Origin of the sequence: Erwinia sp. ErVv1, assembly GCF_900068895.1 — a bacterium.
Lineage (GTDB): Bacteria > Pseudomonadota > Gammaproteobacteria > Enterobacterales > Enterobacteriaceae > Erwinia.
In genome coordinates, this window is record NZ_CDPK01000003.1 from 258,093 (window position 1) to 276,232 (window position 18,140).

General features: G+C 57.1%; 13 protein-coding genes and 2 pseudogenes. 14 read left to right on the forward strand and 1 reads right to left on the reverse strand.

Annotated elements, in window-relative coordinates; genetic code table 11:
* Positions 1–21: 21 nt before the first annotated feature.
* The 6 genes from msbA (at position 22) to A1830_RS05435 (ending at position 6,151) form a co-directional block, all read left to right on the forward strand.
* Complete coding sequence (gene msbA / locus A1830_RS05410; protein WP_067702849.1) at positions 22–1,770, forward strand: lipid A ABC transporter ATP-binding protein/permease MsbA; 1,749 nt, start codon at positions 22–24, stop codon at positions 1,768–1,770.
* The gene (gene lpxK, locus A1830_RS05415; RefSeq protein WP_067702852.1) at positions 1,767–2,747 is read left to right on the forward strand and encodes a tetraacyldisaccharide 4'-kinase; all 981 of its coding nucleotides are present in this window, start codon (positions 1,767–1,769) and stop codon (positions 2,745–2,747) included. The genes msbA and lpxK overlap by 4 nt, the downstream gene beginning before the upstream one ends.
* 185 nt (positions 2,748–2,932) lie before the next feature.
* A complete protein-coding gene (locus A1830_RS05420; RefSeq protein WP_067702855.1) occupies positions 2,933–4,141 on the forward strand; it encodes a winged helix-turn-helix domain-containing protein in 1,209 nt (402 codons plus the stop codon).
* A gap of 83 nt (positions 4,142–4,224) precedes the next feature.
* Positions 4,225–4,407 (forward strand): Trm112 family protein, encoded by a 183-nt coding sequence (locus A1830_RS05425; RefSeq protein WP_067702858.1) that lies wholly within the window; start codon positions 4,225–4,227, stop codon positions 4,405–4,407.
* Positions 4,404–5,150 carry a 3-deoxy-manno-octulosonate cytidylyltransferase gene (gene kdsB, locus A1830_RS05430; RefSeq protein ID WP_067702861.1) on the forward strand — a complete coding sequence of 249 codons (747 nt, stop codon included), beginning with the start codon at positions 4,404–4,406 and terminating at the stop codon, positions 5,148–5,150. The genes A1830_RS05425 and kdsB overlap by 4 nt, the downstream gene beginning before the upstream one ends.
* A gap of 110 nt (positions 5,151–5,260) precedes the next feature.
* Positions 5,261–6,151: a YcbJ family phosphotransferase gene (locus tag A1830_RS05435; RefSeq protein WP_067702864.1), complete on the forward strand. Its 891-nt coding sequence runs from the start codon at positions 5,261–5,263 to the stop codon at positions 6,149–6,151.
* A gap of 113 nt (positions 6,152–6,264) precedes the next feature.
* On the opposite strand, the gene elyC is transcribed toward A1830_RS05435, so the two are convergent.
* A complete protein-coding gene (gene elyC / locus A1830_RS05440) occupies positions 6,265–7,041 on the reverse strand; it encodes an envelope biogenesis factor ElyC (RefSeq protein ID WP_067702866.1) in 777 nt (258 codons plus the stop codon).
* A gap of 127 nt (positions 7,042–7,168) precedes the next feature.
* On the opposite strand from elyC, the gene cmoM reads away from it, so the two are divergent.
* The 8 genes and pseudogenes from cmoM to A1830_RS05475 all read left to right on the forward strand — a co-directional run bounded on the left by cmoM (position 7,169) and on the right by A1830_RS05475 (position 17,727).
* Positions 7,169–7,960 carry a tRNA uridine 5-oxyacetic acid(34) methyltransferase CmoM gene (gene cmoM, locus A1830_RS05445; protein ID WP_067702869.1) on the forward strand — a complete coding sequence of 264 codons (792 nt, stop codon included), beginning with the start codon at positions 7,169–7,171 and terminating at the stop codon, positions 7,958–7,960.
* Positions 7,953–9,275, forward strand: a complete 1,323-nt coding sequence (gene mukF, locus A1830_RS05450) for a chromosome partition protein MukF (protein ID WP_067702872.1) — start codon at positions 7,953–7,955, stop codon at positions 9,273–9,275. Before cmoM ends, mukF begins: the two co-directional genes overlap by 8 nt.
* Entirely contained in the window at positions 9,256–9,984 is a 729-nt protein-coding gene (mukE, locus tag A1830_RS05455; protein WP_067702874.1) for a chromosome partition protein MukE, read from the forward strand. The genes mukF and mukE overlap by 20 nt, the downstream gene beginning before the upstream one ends.
* Positions 9,981–12,671, forward strand: a pseudogene (gene mukB, locus A1830_RS23880) (chromosome partition protein MukB); the annotation flags it as partial. The gene mukE and the pseudogene mukB (A1830_RS23880), both read left to right, overlap by 4 nt.
* A 132-nt stretch (positions 12,672–12,803) precedes the next feature.
* A pseudogene (gene mukB / locus A1830_RS23885) lies at positions 12,804–14,336 on the forward strand (chromosome partition protein MukB); the annotation flags it as partial.
* 165 nt (positions 14,337–14,501) lie between these two features.
* Complete coding sequence (gene ldtD / locus A1830_RS05465; protein ID WP_073980960.1) at positions 14,502–16,313, forward strand: L,D-transpeptidase; 1,812 nt, start codon at positions 14,502–14,504, stop codon at positions 16,311–16,313.
* A gap of 189 nt (positions 16,314–16,502) precedes the next feature.
* The gene (locus tag A1830_RS05470) at positions 16,503–17,054 is read left to right on the forward strand and encodes a peptidoglycan L,D-endopeptidase MepK (RefSeq protein ID WP_067703703.1); all 552 of its coding nucleotides are present in this window, start codon (positions 16,503–16,505) and stop codon (positions 17,052–17,054) included.
* A 43-nt stretch (positions 17,055–17,097) separates the two neighbouring features.
* The gene (locus A1830_RS05475; RefSeq protein WP_067702881.1) at positions 17,098–17,727 is read left to right on the forward strand and encodes an MBL fold metallo-hydrolase; all 630 of its coding nucleotides are present in this window, start codon (positions 17,098–17,100) and stop codon (positions 17,725–17,727) included.
* The last annotated feature ends 413 nt before the right edge of the window (positions 17,728–18,140 follow it).

Sequence of the window (18,140 nt, forward strand, 5' to 3'; positions counted from 1 at the left end):
TCATTTAAAGCTGGTTAAATAATGCATCAGGATAAAGATCTCTCCACCTGGCAGACATTCCGTCGCCTCTGGCCGATGATCGTGCCGTACAAAACGGGTTTGATTGTGGCAGCGATTGCGCTGGTACTCAACGCAGCGGGCGATACCTTAATGCTGTCACTGCTGAAACCGCTGCTGGACGACGGTTTTGGCAAGGCGAACTCTTCCGTACTGATTTGGATGCCGCTGGCCGTTATCGGTCTGATGCTGATCCGCGGCGTTACCAGCTACATCTCCAGCTACTGTATTTCATGGGTGTCAGGTAACGTGGTGATGGGCATGCGTCGTCGGCTTTTCAGCCATATGATGGGCATGCCGGTGGCCTTTTTCGATCAGCAGTCTACCGGAACGCTGCTTTCCCGCATCACCTATGATTCCGAGCAGGTCGCCTCGTCGTCATCAAGCGCGCTGGTGACCGTGGTACGCGAAGGCGCTTCGATTATTGGCCTGTTTATCATGATGTTTTACTACAGCTGGCAGCTGTCGCTGATTTTGATCGTCCTTGCGCCTATTGTCTCGTTAGCCATTCGCACCGTTTCAAAACGCTTTCGCAATATCAGCAAAAACATGCAGAACACCATGGGCCATGTAACGGCCAGCGCTGAACAGATGCTGAAAGGGCATAAAGAAGTGCTGATCTTTGGCGGTCAGGAGGTGGAAAGTGAGCGCTTTGGTCGGGTGAGTAACCGCATGCGCCAGCAGGGCATGAAGTTGGTTTCAGCCTCTTCTATCTCCGATCCAATTATTCAGCTTATTGCCTCCCTGGCGCTGGCTTTCGTGCTTTACGCCGCTAGCTTCCCCGGCGTGATGGCAACGCTGACGGCCGGTACGATCACCGTGGTATTCTCATCGATGATCGCGCTGATGCGTCCGCTTAAATCCCTTACCAATGTTAACGCCCAGTTCCAGCGCGGTATGGCCGCCTGCCAGACGCTGTTCTCTATTCTGGACAGCGAACAGGAAGTGGATACCGGCACCCGTACCCTGGAGCGTGCGAAAGGCGACGTTGAGTTCCGCGAGGTCACCTTCACCTATCCTGGCCGTGAAACCCCCGCTTTGCACCGTATCAATCTTTCGATTCCGCAGGGCAAAACGGTCGCCCTGGTCGGACGCTCAGGCTCGGGTAAGTCCACTATCGCCAGCCTGATGACGCGCTTCTACGATATTCAGCAGGGTGAGATTTTACTGGACGGTCACGATCTGCGTGAATATACCCTTAGCTCCCTGCGCGATCAGGTGGCGCTGGTGTCGCAGAATGTGCATCTGTTCAATGACACCGTCGCCAATAACATTGCCTATGCGCGCAGTGAGAAATACAGCCGTGCTGACATTGAGAAAGCCGCCACGATGGCCCACGCGATGGACTTTATTAACAAAATGGATAAGGGCCTGGACACTATCATTGGCGAAAATGGCGTTCTGCTTTCCGGTGGTCAGCGTCAGCGTATTGCTATCGCCCGTGCGCTGCTGCGCGATTCGCCGATTCTGATCCTGGATGAAGCGACCTCGGCGCTGGATACGGAATCAGAACGCGCGATCCAGTCCGCGCTGGACGAATTGCAGAAAAACCGCACCTCACTGGTTATTGCCCACCGCCTCTCTACCATTGAAAAAGCGGATGAAATTGTGGTGGTGGAAGATGGTTACATCGTTGAACGTGGCAGCCACAGCGATCTGCTGCTGCATAAGGGCGTCTATGCTCAGCTGCACAAAATGCAGTTTGGTCAATGATTGAACGTCTCTGGAGCGGCAGGTCGTCGCTTTACCTGCTGCTCCTGCCCCTGAGCCTGCTGTACGGGCTGGTCAGCAACCTGATCCGGCTCAGCTACGTTTGGGGCTGGCGGCGTGCCTGGCGGGCACCGGTTCCCGTTGTGGTGGTGGGGAATCTCACCGCCGGGGGAAATGGAAAAACGCCGGTGGTTATCTGGCTGGTGGAGGCGCTGCAAAAGCGTGGCTTCCGCCCCGGCGTGGTATCGCGCGGTTACGGCGGACGCGCAGCGCATTACCCGCTGGTGCTTGACTCTTTTACCTCCACCCAGCAGGCGGGCGATGAGCCGGTGCTGATCTATCAGCGCACCGGCGCTGCCGTGGCGGTGTCACCAGTCCGGCGCGACGCGGTGCAGGCGCTGCTGGCGAAGGGCGAGGTTGACGTGATTATCAGCGACGATGGCCTGCAACACTATGCGCTGGCCCGTGATGTTGAGATTGTGGTGGTGGATGGACAGCGTCGATTCGGCAACGGCTGGTGGCTGCCTGCCGGGCCGATGCGCGAACGCGTTTCCCGCCTGCGTGGCGTTGATGCCGTAATTACCAACGGCGGTGAGGCGCAGGCGGGTGAAATCGCGATGACGCTGCTACCCGGCCTGGCGGTGAATGTGAAAACTCATGAGGTACAGCCGCTCTCTGCGCTTAACAACGTGGTGGCCATGGCCGGGATTGGCCATCCGCCGCGCTTTTTTGCCACGCTGCGCCAGCAGGGTGTTCGCCCGGTCAGAGAAGTCCCCTTTGCCGACCATCAAAACTACACCGCTGCACAGTTAACGGCGCTTACGGAACCCGACCAGCTGCTGCTGATGACGGAAAAAGACGCGGTGAAAGCACGCGCCTTTGCCGCCGATAACTGGTGGTATCTGCCGGTGGAGGCCCAGCTCCAGGCATCACAGGCAGCCACACTGCTGAATAGTATCATCGCGCACCTCTCCCGCTAACCACGCGGAACCACGCGGAACTTAGTGCACCCTTAGCGACAGGATGCCTCTTTACCTGCTCGTATCTCTCCCGCTAACGACGTGAAACGCGGTGCGTCCTGAGCCATAAGGCGCATCATTCACTCGCTCGTAACACTCATGCGAATTACGCTAAACTCAGTGCATCTTTTGCCAGGGGATGCCTTATGTCCACCCTCCAACTCTCTCTCAAACAGGCTCGCCAGCTCCATCTTGCGGCGCAGGGTTTACTGCGCCCCCCGAAGCGCAAAGCGCAGTTTTGCGACCTGCTTAGCACCCTGCGTCAGATGTCTCTGTTGCAGATAGATACGATTAATGTGGTTGCCCGCAGTCCTTACCTGGTCCTGTTCAGTCGCCTGGGTGACTACCCGCAGGCCTGGCTGGGCGAGGCACTCTCCAGCGGAAAACTGTTCGAATACTGGGCGCATGAAGCCTGCTTTATTCCGGCAGAAGATTACCCGCTGCTGCGCCACCGGATGCTTAGTCCGCACCGTCTCGGCTGGAAATACAACAGGGAGTGGATGCAGACGTGGCAGCAGGAAATCAGCCAGCTTTTACAGCATATTGAGAAAAACGGCCCGGTCAGATCGGCTGATTTCACCGCGCCTGCCGGACAAAAACCAGGCTGGTGGTCATGGAAGCCGCATAAAAAACACCTTGAAAATCTGTTCAGCGCAGGCGAGCTGATGGTGACCGAGCGGCGTAATTTCCAGCGGGTCTACGACCTTCGCCAGCGCGTATTGCCAGACTGGGACGATGCACAGCACGCACTGAGTGAGGAGGACGCGGTGGGGCAGATGCTGCGCAATACCGCCGCCAGCCTTGGCCTGTTTAAGCCCGCCTGGCTGGCGGATTATTATCGCCTTAAACGTGCGCCGGTCAGTGAAGCCCTGGCCAGCTGGCTGGAGAACGGTGAGGTAGTGGCCGCAGAGGTTGAGACCCTGGGGCGCTGCTATCTCCATCAATCGCTGTTTCCCCTGCTGGAAGCCATTCCACAGCCCACTCTTACCGCGATTCTTTCTCCTTTTGATCCGGTCGTGTGGGATCGCAAACGGGCGCGGGAGCTGTTTAATTTCGATTACCGGCTTGAGTGCTATACGCCAGCCGCAAAGCGCCAGTTTGGCTACTTTGTGCTGCCGATCCTCCATCGCGGCGCGCTAAAGGCAAGAATGGATGCCAAAATGCTGCGTAAAGAGAAAGTCCTGGTCGTCAGGCAGCTCTGGCTGGAGCCAGAGGTGAGTATGACTCAGGGAATGCTGCACGATTTTCGACAGGCCATCTCCCGCTTTGCACGCTGGCAGGGGGCAGAGTCGGTATTGTTGGAAAATCTTCCTGCCGCGCTGGCCGGAGAGTGGGGCAATGGCTGGATGCTGTAAGTTTGACGTCAGGGGGTAACTGCTCTGCGCCGTGCTATGATATTCTGACCATCCTGTCCGATCGGGTCCACCAGGGAGATACCATGGATCACCGTTTACTTGAAATTGTTGCCTGTCCTGTTTGCCACGGCAAACTCTATTACAGCAAAGCTAATCAGGAACTTATCTGCAAGCCTGATGGTCTGGCTTTCCCGGTGCGCGACGGCATTCCGGTATTACTGGAAACCGAATCGCGCGTGCTGACGCTGGAAGAGATTCATCCATGAGTTTTGTGGCAATCATTCCTGCGCGCTTCGCCTCCACGCGCCTGCCGGGTAAACCGCTGGTCGATATCCACGGCAAACCGATGGTGGTTCACGTTATGGCCCGTGCGCTGGAGTCGGGCGCAGAGCGGGTGATTGTGGCGACCGACAACGAAGAGGTCGCGCGCGCGGTCGAAGCCGCAGGGGGAGAGGTGTGCATGACCCGTGCCGATCATCAGTCCGGCACCGAACGTCTGGCGGAAGTGATTGAACGCTATCAGTTTCCTGACGAGACAATCATTGTCAATGTACAGGGCGATGAGCCGCTGATCCCGCCGGTTATCATCCGTCAGGTGGCGGAGAATCTGGCTAATAGCGAAGCAGATATGGCTACGCTGGCGGTACCGATCGAATCCGCGGAGGAAGCGTTCAATCCCAACGCGGTGAAGGTGGTGCGTGATGCGAAAGGCTACGCGCTGTACTTCTCCCGCGCGCCGATCCCGTGGGATCGTGAGCGCTTCACGGCCTCACGCGATACCATCGGCGACGGGTTTCTTCGCCATATTGGCATTTACGGCTATCGTGCAGGGTTTATCCGCCGCTACGTGAGTTGGGAGCCGAGTCCGCTGGAGCAGATTGAGCTGCTGGAGCAGCTGAGAGTGCTGTGGTACGGCGAAAAGATCCACGTTGACGTTGCCAGAGCCATTCCCAGCGTGGGCGTGGATACACCAGAAGATTTGGCGCGCGTCCGGGCGGCCATGCAGTAATTTTTCGGGGCCAGCCCAGGCCCCGCAGATTTTTTCCGCTCACAACTCTGCCTTGTCGCCGCCATGGCCTGCTTACTCAATAGCCTCGTTTACACTGCTAAGGAGGAGTAATGGAACAGCTTCTTTCAGAACTGTCGCTGGTACTGGGCGAGCATCTCAGTCGCCTGGAGCGCATTAGCGAACAGCCTTACGCCAGCCTCTACTTCCTGTACGACCGGGAGGGCCACTCCATGCCGCTGGTGGCGAAATATTTCACCGTCAAAGGGATGGCCGCGCAGGAAGCCGGTAAGCTCTCGGTGCTGGCGCAGGAGAGTAGCGTACATGTGCCGCGGGTCTGGGGGCTGGTGACAAGTCAGCGGCCGCCGCAGCATGAGGTCCTGCTTATCGAAAGGATGGAGGGCGTATCGGTGGAGGCCCCCGCGCGCTCCCCGGTACGCTGGCATCAGCTACAGGATCAGATCGTCGATGCGCTGCTGACCTGGCACCGGGTAGAGAGCAATGGTCTGGTGGGCAGCGTCGACAGCACGCAGGAGAACACCTGGCCCACGTGGTATGCGCAGCGCGTCTCGGTGCTGTGGTCCACGCTGGGATTTATGCAGCCGAAGATGCTGTCGCAGCAGGACTACGCCGTGCTGAATCGCAGTCGTAAAGGCCTTGCCGGCCTGATGGCCGACTTCAGGGATCCCTGTGTGCTGGTGCACGGCAATCTCAGGCTGCGCAGCCTGATTAAGGGCCGGGACGATCGACTGCTGTCGATCTGCGATCCCGGCCGGCTGCTCTGGGCCCCACGTGAGTACGACCTGACCCGCCTGTGTGAGGAAGGGCCGGCAGAATCGCTGTTATATCACTATCTTCAGCGGGCGCCCGTAGACGAAGGCTTTATCGCCCGGCGCTGGCTCTATCTGATGTGGGATCAGATTGACAGCCTGATGCATTTTGGCCAGTTCGATCGGGCGACATTTGACCGCGCCGCGCGTTCACTCCTCCCCTGGCTTAGCTGAGTCCGGATCACTGCCCGCCGTGATCCGCTGCCAGAGTCGACCCATCGTTTCGTACAGCGCCCGATCGCTGTGCCCCAGCCACTGCGGAGAGGGCAGCACTTTCTCCCAGATATTCAGCGGAGAGTGGATAGNCTGCCCGCCGTGATCCGCTGCCAGAGTCGACCCATCGTTTCGTACAGCGCCCGATCGCTGTGCCCCAGCCACTGCGGAGAGGGCAGCACTTTCTCCCAGATATTCAGCGGAGAGTGGATAGCCAGCTGGTTCGCTGGCGCAGGCAGAGGATGCAGCCCCTGCTGATGAAAGAAAATCATTGCCCTCGGCAGGTGTGACGCTGAGGTCACCAGCAGGAAAGGGCGGTCGCCGACCACTTTTGCCACTTCCCGAGCCTCCTGGCGGGTATCCCGCGGCTTATCCAGCCGTATAATATCCGCGTCCGGCACCCCCAGCGACTGTGCAACGCGGGCAGTGACCTCAGCGGAGCTGACCGGATTGGTCTGTGCAGCCGCGCCGGTAAAGATCATCTTCGAACCCGGATTCTCCCGCCACAGCCGGATCCCCTCAGCCAGCCGGGGCAAACTGTTATTCAGCATATTAGCGCTGGGCGCCCACGCGGCATTCCAGGTGTAGCCGCCGCCCAGGACCACAACGTAGTCAACCTTCTGCTGGTTCCTCCAGGTGGGATACTGGTTTTCAATCGGTGCCAGCAGTGAATCCGCCACCGGCTGCAGGCTCAGCGCTAACAGCAGCAGCCAGGCAACGGAGAGGGTAATTTTGCCCGTTTTCTGCCAGCGGCTGAACCAGAGTAATAAAATTCCTATTGCCATGAGAATCAGCAGCACGGGCAGGGGCAGCAACAGCCCGCCAGTCGCTTTTTTTAACGCAAAAAGCATGGAAAAAAGCTCCATTTGTCCGAAAAAACGCCACCCAAAAGCGAAGCGGCGACTGAAAGGTTCATTCTCCGCCAGTGTATGTCAAAATAGCGCCCTGAATCACCTACTGAGCCGCCGGAGCCAGAACATGCAGCAGGATCGCAACTTTGATGATATCGCTGAAAAATTTTCTAAGAATATTTACGGTACCACTAAAGGCCGCATCCGGCAGGCTATCGTCTGGCAGGAGCTGGAGGATATTCTTGCGTCGCTGCCGCCGGGACCGCTACAGGTTCTTGACGCGGGCGGCGGCGAAGGGCAAACCGCCTGCGGCCTGGCTGCCAGAGGCCATAACGTGCTGCTTTGCGATCTCTCCGGCGAGATGTTAACGCGCGCGCGCTGTCATGCCGAAGAGAAAGGTGTGAGCGACAACATGCAATTTAAACAAATTAGCGCACAACAGGTCGCTCAACATTTGGATAAGCCAGCCGATCTGGTATTGTTTCACGCGGTGCTGGAATGGGTGGCGGATCCCGAAGCCGTTCTTGCGGCACTCTATGACACGCTGGCCCCAGGCGGCGTACTGTCGCTGATGTTTTACAATCTCAACGGCCTGACGATGCAAACCCTGGTGCTGGGGAATTTTGGTTATATGCAGGCGGATTTGCGCAAGCGTAAGCGAAAAACGCTCTCTCCCGATTTTCCCCGCGACCCACAGCAGGTTTATGGCTGGCTGGAGAATGCCGGGTTCAGCATAGAAAACAAAGCTGGCGTACGCGTGTTTCATGACTATATGCGCGATAAAAATAAGCAGACTGAGCGATTTGACGAGGTTCTGGCGCTGGAGAAACGTTTTTGCCGTCAGGAACCCTTTTTAAGTTTGGGCCGTTACATCCACGTTACCGCGCGGAAACCCACAAACAGGACGAACCATGAGTGAACTTTCCCAGACCGTACCGGAGCTGGTCGCCTGGGCGCGAAAAAATGACTTTTCCGTCTCACTGCCTACCGAAAGGCTGGCGTTTTTGCTGGCCATTGCCACCCTCAACGGGGAGCGTATGGATGGTGAAATGAGCGAAGGTGAACTGATTGATGCTTTCCGTCACGTCAGTGAAGGATTTGAACAAACCAGCGAAACGCTGACCAGTCGTGCTAATAACGCTATCAACGACATGGTACGTCAGCGCCTGCTTAACCGCTTTACCAGTGAGTTCTCCGAAGGCAACGCTATCTACCGGCTGACCCCGCTGGCCATCGGTATTACCGACTACTACATTCGCCAGCGTGAGTTTTCCACGCTCAGGCTTTCAATGCAGCTCTCTATCGTCGCCGGCGAACTCAAGCGCGCGGCGGACGCGGCGGCGGAAAACGGCGATGAATTTCACTGGCATCGTAACGTCTTCGCCCCGTTGAAATACTCCGTGGCGGAGATTTTTGACAGTATCGACATCACCCAGCGCATCATGGATGAGCAGCAGCAGGCGGTGAAAGACGATATCGCGCAGCTGCTGAATAAGGACTGGCGCGCGGCCATCTCCAGCTGCGAGCTGCTGCTCAATGAAACCTCGGGTACGCTACGTGAGCTACAGGACACGCTGGAAGCCGCAGGCGACAAACTCCAGGCTAATCTGCTGCGCATTCAGGATGCGACGATGAACAGCCCCGATCTGGGCTTCGTCGACAAGCTGGTGTTCGACCTGCAAAACAAACTTGACCGCATTATCAGCTGGGGCCAGCAGGCCATTGACCTGTGGATCGGCTACGACCGACACGTCCATAAATTTATCCGTACCGCCATTGATATGGATAAAAACCGCGTATTTGCGCAACGATTACGCCAGTCGGTACAGAACTATTTCGACCAGCCGTGGGCGTTAACCTACGCCAATGCCGATCGCCTGTACGACGTGCGTGACGAAGAGCTGACGCTGCGCAATGAAGAGGTAACCGGCGAGCTGCCTTCCGAGCTGGAATATGAAGAGTTCAGCGAGATCCGCGAGCAGCTGGCCGCCATGATTGCCGAGGCGCTGGCCATCTACAAGGCGCAGCAAAAGCCGCTTAATCTCGGTGCGGTAATGCGTGATTATCTGGAGCAGTATCCGCGCGCGCGCCATTTCGACGTGGCGCGAATCGTTGTCGATCAGGCCGTGCGCTTAGGCGTGGCTGAAGCAGATTTCTCCGGCCTGCCCGCTGAGTGGCAGGTCATTAATGATTACGGAGCCAGGGTGCAGGCGCATGTCATCGATAAATATTGAACAAGTAATGCCGGTTAAGCTGGCGCAGGCGCTGGCTAACCCACTTTTCCCGGCGCTGGACAGCCAGCTGCGAGCGGGTCGACACGTCGGGATTGAGGAGCTGGACAACCACGCTTTTCTGATGGATTACCAGGAGTATCTGGAAGAGTTCTACGCGCGCTATCACGTTGAGCTTATCCGCGCCCCCGAAGGTTTTTTCTATCTGCGTCCGCGCTCGACCACGCTGATCCCGCGCTCGGTGCTCTCCGAACTGGATATGATGGTAGGCAAGATCCTCTGCTACCTCTATCTCAGCCCGGAGCGATTAGCCAATGAGGGAATTTTCACCCAGCAGGAGCTGTATGACGAGCTGGTAACGCTGGCAGATGAAAGCAAGCTGCTGAAGCTGGTTAACCAGCGCTCGACCGGTTCCGATCTCGACCGCCAGAAGCTACAGGAAAAAATGCGCGCGTCGCTCAATCGCCTGCGACGCCTCGGCATGGTGTGGTTTATGGCCAATGACAGCAGCAAGTTTCGCATTATTGAATCGGTATTTCGCTTTGGTGCCGACGTGCGCAGCGGAGACGATGCGCGCGCAGCCCAGCTGAGAATGATCAGGGACGGTGAGGCGATGGCGATTGATGGCGGCCTGATGCTGAATGATGAAAGCGATGGGGAAGGAGAGGCGCAGAGTCGCCCATCCGACAACGCAGAGGATGAACAGGAATGATTGAACGCGGAAAATTTCGCTCGCTGACGCTGGTCAACTGGAACGGTTTTTTTGCCCGAACCTTCGACCTCGATGAGCTGGTCACCACGCTTTCCGGCGGCAACGGTGCCGGTAAGTCCACTACCATGGCCGCCTTTATCACCGCGCTGATCCCCGATCTGACGCTGCTGCACTTCCGTAATACCACCGAGGCGGGGGCAACCTCCGGGTCCCGCGACAAGGGTCTGCACGGTAAGCTGCGTCCCGGCGTCTGCTATGCAGCACTGGATGTGGTTAACTCGGTGCACCAGCGGGTGATCGTTGGCGTACGCCTGCAACAGGTTGCCGGACGCGATCGTAAGGTCGATATCAAACCTTTTAGCATTCACGGACTGCCGACCTCCATTAACCCGACGGAAATCCTTACCGAAACCGTTAATGCGCGTCAGGCGCGCGTGCTGCCGCTCAGCGAGCTGAAAGAGAAGTTCGAAGCGATGGAGAGCGTCCAGTTTAAGCAGTACAACTCCATCACCGACTACCACTCCATGATGTTTGATATGGGGATTGTGGCCCGACGCCTGCGCTCAGCGGCGGATCGCAGCAAATACTATCGCCTGATTGAAGCCTCGCTATACGGCGGTATTTCCAGCGCCATTACCCGCTCGCTGCGCGATTACCTGCTGCCGGAAAACAGCGGTGTGCGTAAAGCATTTCAGGATATGGAAGCCGCCCTGCGCGAAAACCGCATGACGCTTGAGGCTATCCGCGTTACGCAGTCTGACCGCGATCTGTTTAAGCATCTGATTTCTGAGGCGACCAGCTACGTTGCCGCGGACTATATGCGCCACGCCAACGAGCGTCGTATCCACCTTGATGGCGCGCTATTGCAGCGTAGCGAACTGCTGAGCAGCCGCAAACAGCTTGCCGCCGAGCAGTACCGACACGTTGATATGTCGCGCGAACTGGCTGAGCACAGCGCAGCGGAAAGCGATCTTGAAACTGACTACCAGAGCGCCAGCGATCATCTCAGCCTGGTGCAGACCGCGATGCGTCAGCAGGAGAAAATCGAACGCTATGAAGGTGATATCGACGAGCTGACCTTCCGGCTGGAGGAGCAGAGCGAGGTAGTGGCCGAAGCGCGTGAAGTCCATGAGGACAACGAGGCACGCGCAGAGGCAGCGGAGCTGGAGGTTGATGAACTGAAAAGCCAGCTTGCTGACTATCAGCAGGCGCTGGATGTGCAGCAAACGCGCGCGATTCAGTATCAGCAGGCGCTACAGGCGCTGCAACGCGCGCAGCAACTCTGCCAGATCCCCGCTCTGAGCGTGGACAACGCTGAGGAGTGGCAGGAGACGTTCCAGGCAAAAGAGCAGGAGGCGACCGAACGCCTGCTGATGCTGGAACAAAAAATGAGCGTGGCCGGGGCGGCGCACAGCCAGTTTGAACAGGCATTTGAACTGGTGACCCGTATTGCCGGGCCCGTCAGCCGAAGCGAAGCGTATCAGACCGGGCGCGAGCTGCTGCGCGATGCCAGTAATCAGCGCTACCACGCCGACCAGCTTCAGTCCCTTCGCGGGCGCCTGGCCGAAATGGAACAGCGGCTGCGCGAACAGCAGGATGCGGAGCGGCTGCTGAATGATTTCTGCAAGCGCCAGGGTCAGCAGGTCGATCCGCAGGAGCTTGAAGGACTGCAGCACGGTCTGGAGGCGCAAATCGAGGCGCTGGGCGAAAGCGTTGCGGATGCCGGTGAACGCCGTATGGAGATGCGTCAGGAGCTGGAACAGGTGCGTGAGCGCATCGCCCGCCTGACGCGTCAGGCACCGCAGTGGCTGGCCGCGCAGGATATTCTCAGCCAGCTGAGCGAACAGTCCGGGCAGGCGCTGGAAAACAGCCAGCAGGTGACTGAGTTTATGCAGATGCTGCTGGAGCGCGAGCGTGAACTGACCGTTGAGCGTGACGAGGTTTCCAGCCGCAAACGCAGGGTGGAGAACAAGATCGAACGTCTCAGCCAGCCGGGAGGGGCCGAAGACGCCCGCCTGAATACGCTGGCCGAGCGCTTTGGCGGCGTGCTGCTGTCCGAGATTTACGACGATGTAACGATCGACGATGCCCCGTACTTCTCTGCGCTTTACGGTCCTGCCCGCCACGCCATCGTCGTTCCCGATCTGTCACGGATCCGTGAACAGCTGGACGGGCTGGAAGAGTGTCCAGAAGATCTCTATCTCATCGAAGGGGATCCGCAGTCGTTTGACGACAGCGTATTTAACGTCGAGGAGCTGAATAAAGCGGTGGTGGTGAAGTCGGGTGAGCGCCAGTGGCGCTACTCCCGCTTTCCAAAAGTGCCGCTGTTTGGCCGCGCAGCCCGTGAAAATCAGCTTGAACTCCTGCATGCGGAGCGTGAGACGCTGGCCGAACGCTATGCCACGCTCTCCTTTGACGTGCAGAAAACGCAGCGACTTCATCAGTCGTTCAGCCGCTTTATCGGCACCCATCTCGGCGTGGCCTTTGACCCGGATCCGGAAGCCGCTCTGCGCCAGCACAATGCGCGTCGCGCGGAGCTGGAGCGCGCAATAAGTGCGCATGAAGAGGAAAATCAGCAGCAGCGTCAGCAGTTTGAACAGGCGAAGGAGGGCATTTCTCAGCTGAACCGTCTGATGCCTCGCGTCAGCCTGCTGATGGATGAAACGCTCCAGGATCGTTACGACGAGCTGCTGGAGCGTTTCATCCATCAGCAGGCTGACGCGAGGCATCAGACGGTTCAGCTGAGAAATGCCCTCCTTCGCCTGTTCAAACTGCTGACGCTGCTGCTGATTTTCCTCTTCATGCGCACTTATTGCGCNATGCTGGATGGCAATAGCGATCTGAATGAGAAGCTGCGTCAGCGTCTTGAACACGCCGAGGCTGAGCGGGCGCGGGCGCGCGAAAAGCTGCGTGGTCATCAGGCGCAGTTTACCCAGTATTCTCAGGTGCTGGCGTCGCTGAAAAGTTCTTACGATGCCAAGCGCGATATGTTGAAAGAGCTTCAGCAGGAGATGCAGGATATCGGCGTTCAGGCCGATGCCAGTGCCGAGGAGCGCGCGCGCCTGCGCCGGGATGAACTCTATACGGCCCTAAGCAACAACCGCGCACGGCGCAATCAGCTGGAAAAACAGCTCACCTTCTGTGAAGCAGAAATGGATGCGCTTCAGAAAAAACTGCGTCGCGTCGAACGTGACTACCACCAGAGCCGTGAGCAGGTGGTGAGCGCCAAGTCTGGCTGGGTGGCAGTATTGCGCCTGGTGAAAGATAACGGCGTTGAGCGCAGGCTGCATCGCCGCGAGCTGGCCTATCTGGGCGGAGATGAGTTGCGATCCATGTCGGATAAGGCGCTGGGTGCGCTGCGTCTGGCGGTGGCAGACAATGAACACCTGCGCGACATCCTGCGCCTGTCGGAGGATCCTAAACGTCCCGAGCGCAAAATTCAGTTCTTTATCGCCGTTTATCAGCACCTGCGTGAGCGTATCCGGCAGGATATTATCCGCACCGACGATCCGGTCGAAGCGATTGAGCAGATGGAAATTGAGCTGGGCCGTCTGACCGAAGAGCTGACGGCGCGCGAGAAGATGCTGGCAATCAGCTCGCGCAGCGCGGCGAACATTATCCGCAAAACCATTCAGCGCGAGCAGAACCGTATTCGCCAGCTCAACCAGGGGCTGCAAAGCGTCAGCTTTGGCCAGGTGAAAAGCGTCCGGCTCAACGTTAACGTGCGGGAAACTCATGCGACGCTGCTGGACGTGCTGTCGGAAGAGCATGAGCAGCATCAGGATCTGTTTAACAGCAATCGCCTGACCTTCTCAGAGGCGCTGGCTAAACTCTACCAGCGCCTGAATCCGCAGATTGATATGGGACAGCGCACGCCGCAAACCATTGGTGAAGAGCTGCTGGATTACCGTAACTACCTTGAAATGGAAGTTGAGGTTAACCGCGGTTCTGATGGCTGGCTACGTGCGGAGAGTGGGGCGCTGTCAACCGGTGAGGCGATCGGTACCGGGATGTCTATTCTGGTCATGGTTGTGCAGAGCTGGGAAGAGGAGTCACGACGCCTGCGCGGCAAGGATATTTCTCCTTGTCGACTGCTGTTCCTTGATGAAGCCGCGCGCCTTGATGCGAAATCCATCGCGACGCTGTTTGAACTGTGCGACCGCCTGGGAATGCAGCTGATCATCGCTGCGCCGGAAAACATCAGTCCGGAGAAGGGGACCACCTATAAACTGGTGCGTAAAGTGGTTAATAATGTTGAACACGTTCACGTAGTGGGGCTGCGCGGTTTTGCTGCGGAACCGACTGCCGCGAACACGCCAGACGAGACGCCTGAGCACCAGGCCTCGTCCTGATAAGAGGTGAAATTTTCCGCCGTCAGATATAGATAAAAAGCTGGCGGCAGATTACTCTACCTACGGCATTAGCGGTTCACGCTGATGCCGTTTTCTTTTCTACACTTATAATAATCACCACGAAGTGATGGCCCGTCCGTTCAGACATTGCTCAGGAGGCAAGGGATGTTGCTGGCAAAATCGTTTACTGCAAGGTTATCCCTGTTGGGTTGTTGTCTGGCGCTCTCCCTGGGGGGGAGTCACTCCGCCGTGGCAGGTATTCCTCCTGTTTCCGCGCCGGTTAACGTATCAGTGAGTCACTCTCAGGCACAGTCACAGATATTGGCCCACCTACCAGCGGGCTATCGCCCTTTTTATCTGAGCCAGCTGGCGTCGCTCTATGCCAGTCATGGTATGCGCCCGATGTGGCAGGATCGTCAGGCCGTCCGGCAGTTTCAACAGCAGCTGGCCGAAGTCGCCATTTCGGGTGTTCAGCCGCAGTTTACGCAATGGATAAAACTGCTGACCGAGCCCGCCGTTACCGGTCAGGCGCGGGATGTTGTTCTGTCGGATGCCATGCTGGGCTATCTGCAATTCGTCTCGAATGTACCGCTTAAAGGTGAGACCTGGCTCTACAGCAATGTGCCTTACAAGATGGAGGCACCTGGCCAGTCGGTGATTAACCAGTGGCAAAGAGCCGTAGCGGCAAGTCGCGATGAGGCCTTTATCGTCTCGCTGGCGCCGCAGCACCCTCAGTATCCGCGTATGCATCAGGCGCTTAAAACGCTGCTGGCTGATACCCACCCCTGGCCTCAGCTGGCGGGTCGGGAAACCCTGCGTCCGGGCCAGATGAGTGATAGCGTCCCAGCGCTGCGTGAAATTTTGCAGCGCACCGGTATGCTTTCTGCCGATACGCAGGCACCGAGGCCAGATGAGGATGCCGTGCCAACCTCGAACGTGCCAGTCAGCGTCAGCGACGTCAACGTGGCGGTAAGCCCGTCCGCAACGCCGCAGCCTGAGAGTGTGAAAGCCGATACGCCCAATGCGGTCGGCGATCTTCAGGGCGCGACGCCGCCCGCTAACCCGACTCTGGTCTATAGCGAGGATTTAGTTGCCGCGGTGAAACGCTTCCAGCGCTGGCAGGGGCTGGAAGCCGACGGCGCCATCGGTCTGCGTACCCGCGAGTGGCTGAATGTTTCGCCGCAGCGGCGTGCGGCGCTGCTGGCGCTAAACATTCAGCGCCTGCGGTTGCTGCCTGATGACATGCACAATGGCATTATGGTCAATATTCCCAACTATTCGCTGATCTACTATCTCAACGGGAATCAGATTCTGGCTTCAAGGGTGATAGTTGGACGCCCGGACCGCAAAACTCCGCTGATGCGCAGCGCCCTGAATAACGTGGTGCTGAATCCACCGTGGAATGTGCCGACCACCCTGGTGCGCAAGGATATCGTGCCTAAAGTCAAAGTTGATCCCTCCTATCTCTATAAGCATAACTACCAGCTGCTTTCGGGATGGGATAGCGAAGCGCAGGTTATCGATCCCACGACTATTGACTGGAATATGATTTCCGCGGCCTCTTTCCCTTATCGCATCCGTCAGGCTCCGGGCGCAACCAACTCACTTGGCCGTTACAAATTCAATATGCCCAGCTCGGATGCTATTTATCTGCACGATACGCCGAACCATAATCTGTTCCAGAAGGATATTCGCGCGCTCAGTTCAGGCTGCGTCAGGGTGAACAAAGCTTCCGATCTCGCCAACCTGCTGCTGCAGGATGCTGGCTGGAATAATGTGCGCATCTCCAGCACTCTGAAAGAGGGCGACACTCGCTATGTTCCTATCAGGCATCGTATTCCGGTCAACCTCTATTATCTGACCGCGTGGATAGCTGACGACGGTGAGCCGCAGTATCGTACAGATATTTACAATTATGATAATACCGTCCGTTCCGGTGCGCAGGCACTGGCGGCCGCTGGTCAGTTATTGCTCTAATGACTGATTAAACAGGAGTAAAGGTTTTTTTCGCAGTGAAGCGATACGTCCCTTTACGCAGCAGGAGTTTTCACTCTTGCTGCGTCGCTCACATTCCTCGGGTTGACTCCCCTCATGGCCGCGGTTATGGTTGCGAACATTAACTATTTCGCACTCTATCTAACCATTTATGCTGGGTAATACTGAATGATGGATAAATTCGACTCTCAACGCCGCAGATGGCTGACGCTGGGCGGTGCAGCCCTCGGTTGTGCACTGCTTCCCGGACAGGCTTTCGCCTCGCTTTCCACCTCCCGTCCTCGCATTTTGACACTCAATAATCTCAACACGGGTGAAACGCTCAAGACTGAGTTTTTCAATGGCAAAAGCTATGATAAAGATGAGCTTACGCGGCTAAATCATTTTTTCCGCGACTACCGGGCAAATCAAATTAAGAGTATCGATCCCCGCCTCTTCGATCACCTTTATCGTCTCCAGGCGATGCTCGATACCCGCAAACCTGTACAGCTCATCTCGGGTTATCGTTCCCTGGCGACTAACAATGCCATGCGCACTCACAGTAAAGGGGTGGCGAAGCACAGTTTTCACACGCTCGGGCAGGCAATGGATTTCCACATTGAAGGTATTTCATTAAGCAATGTTCGCAAGGCAGCGCTTTCCATGCGCGCGGGTGGTGTAGGATACTATCCGAGAAGTAATTTTGTGCATATTGATACCGGCCCGGTACGGAGCTGGTCGTAATGAAATCCCGGTAAGTCCTCCGATGAGCCGGTAATGGAGCGTTATGAATTATCAAACTATTCCGGTGACGTCGTTTGAGCAGAACTGTTCATTAATCTGGTGCCCCGAGACTCATACGGCGGCGATTGTCGATCCTGGTGGTGATGCCGGGAAAATAGAGGCGCAGGTGGCGGAGCAGGGCGTTAACGTCAGCCAGATCCTGCTGACGCACGGTCATCTCGATCACGTGGGAGCCGCCGCAGAGCTGGCTAAGGTATACGGCGTACCGGTAGTTGGCCCGCATAAGGCGGATGCATTCTGGCTTGAGGGGTTGCCCACGCAGTCTCAGATGTTTGGTTTTCCTCACTGCGCTCCGCTGACGCCTGACCGCTGGCTGGAAGAAGGCGAGACCGTGCAGGTAGGTAATCTGTTACTCGAGATCCTGCTTTGTCCTGGCCATACCCCCGGCCATATTGTCTTTTTCGATCGCACTTCACGCCTGTTGATTTCGGGCGATGTGATTTTTAATGGTGGCGTGGGACGTACCGATTTCCCGCAGGGCAGCCACAGCGATTTAATCAAAGCCATTAAAACTAAGCTTTTGCCGTTAGGTGATGACGTAACCTTTCTACCCGGGCACGGACCTAAGTCCACTTTGGGACGCGAGCGTATTTCAAACCCTTTCCTTCAGTAGTATTTCCGGCGGGTGGTCAATCCCAGCGGTTGTCGGCCAGATGTTTAGGCGGTGATATTTGCTGTTCCGGTGGATAATTCCATGGTTTGTGGGTTAGTTTTGCAGGCGGTGATATCTGCTGTTCCGGTGGATAACTCCATGGTTTGTGGGTTAGTTTTGCAGGCGGTGATACCTGCTGTTCCGGTGGATAATTCCATGGTTTGTGGGTTANGTTCCGGTGGATAACTCCATGGTTTGTGGGTTAGTTTTGCAGGCGGTGATACCTGCTGTTCCGGTGGATAATTCCATGGTTTGTGGGTTAATTTGTAGGCGGTGATATCTGCTGTTCCGGTGGATAATCCCAGCGGGTGACGGGCGTCCTCACGCCACGCGTTGCGTGGTGCCTTTGGCTCCGACGCCAGGCCGGACGGCCC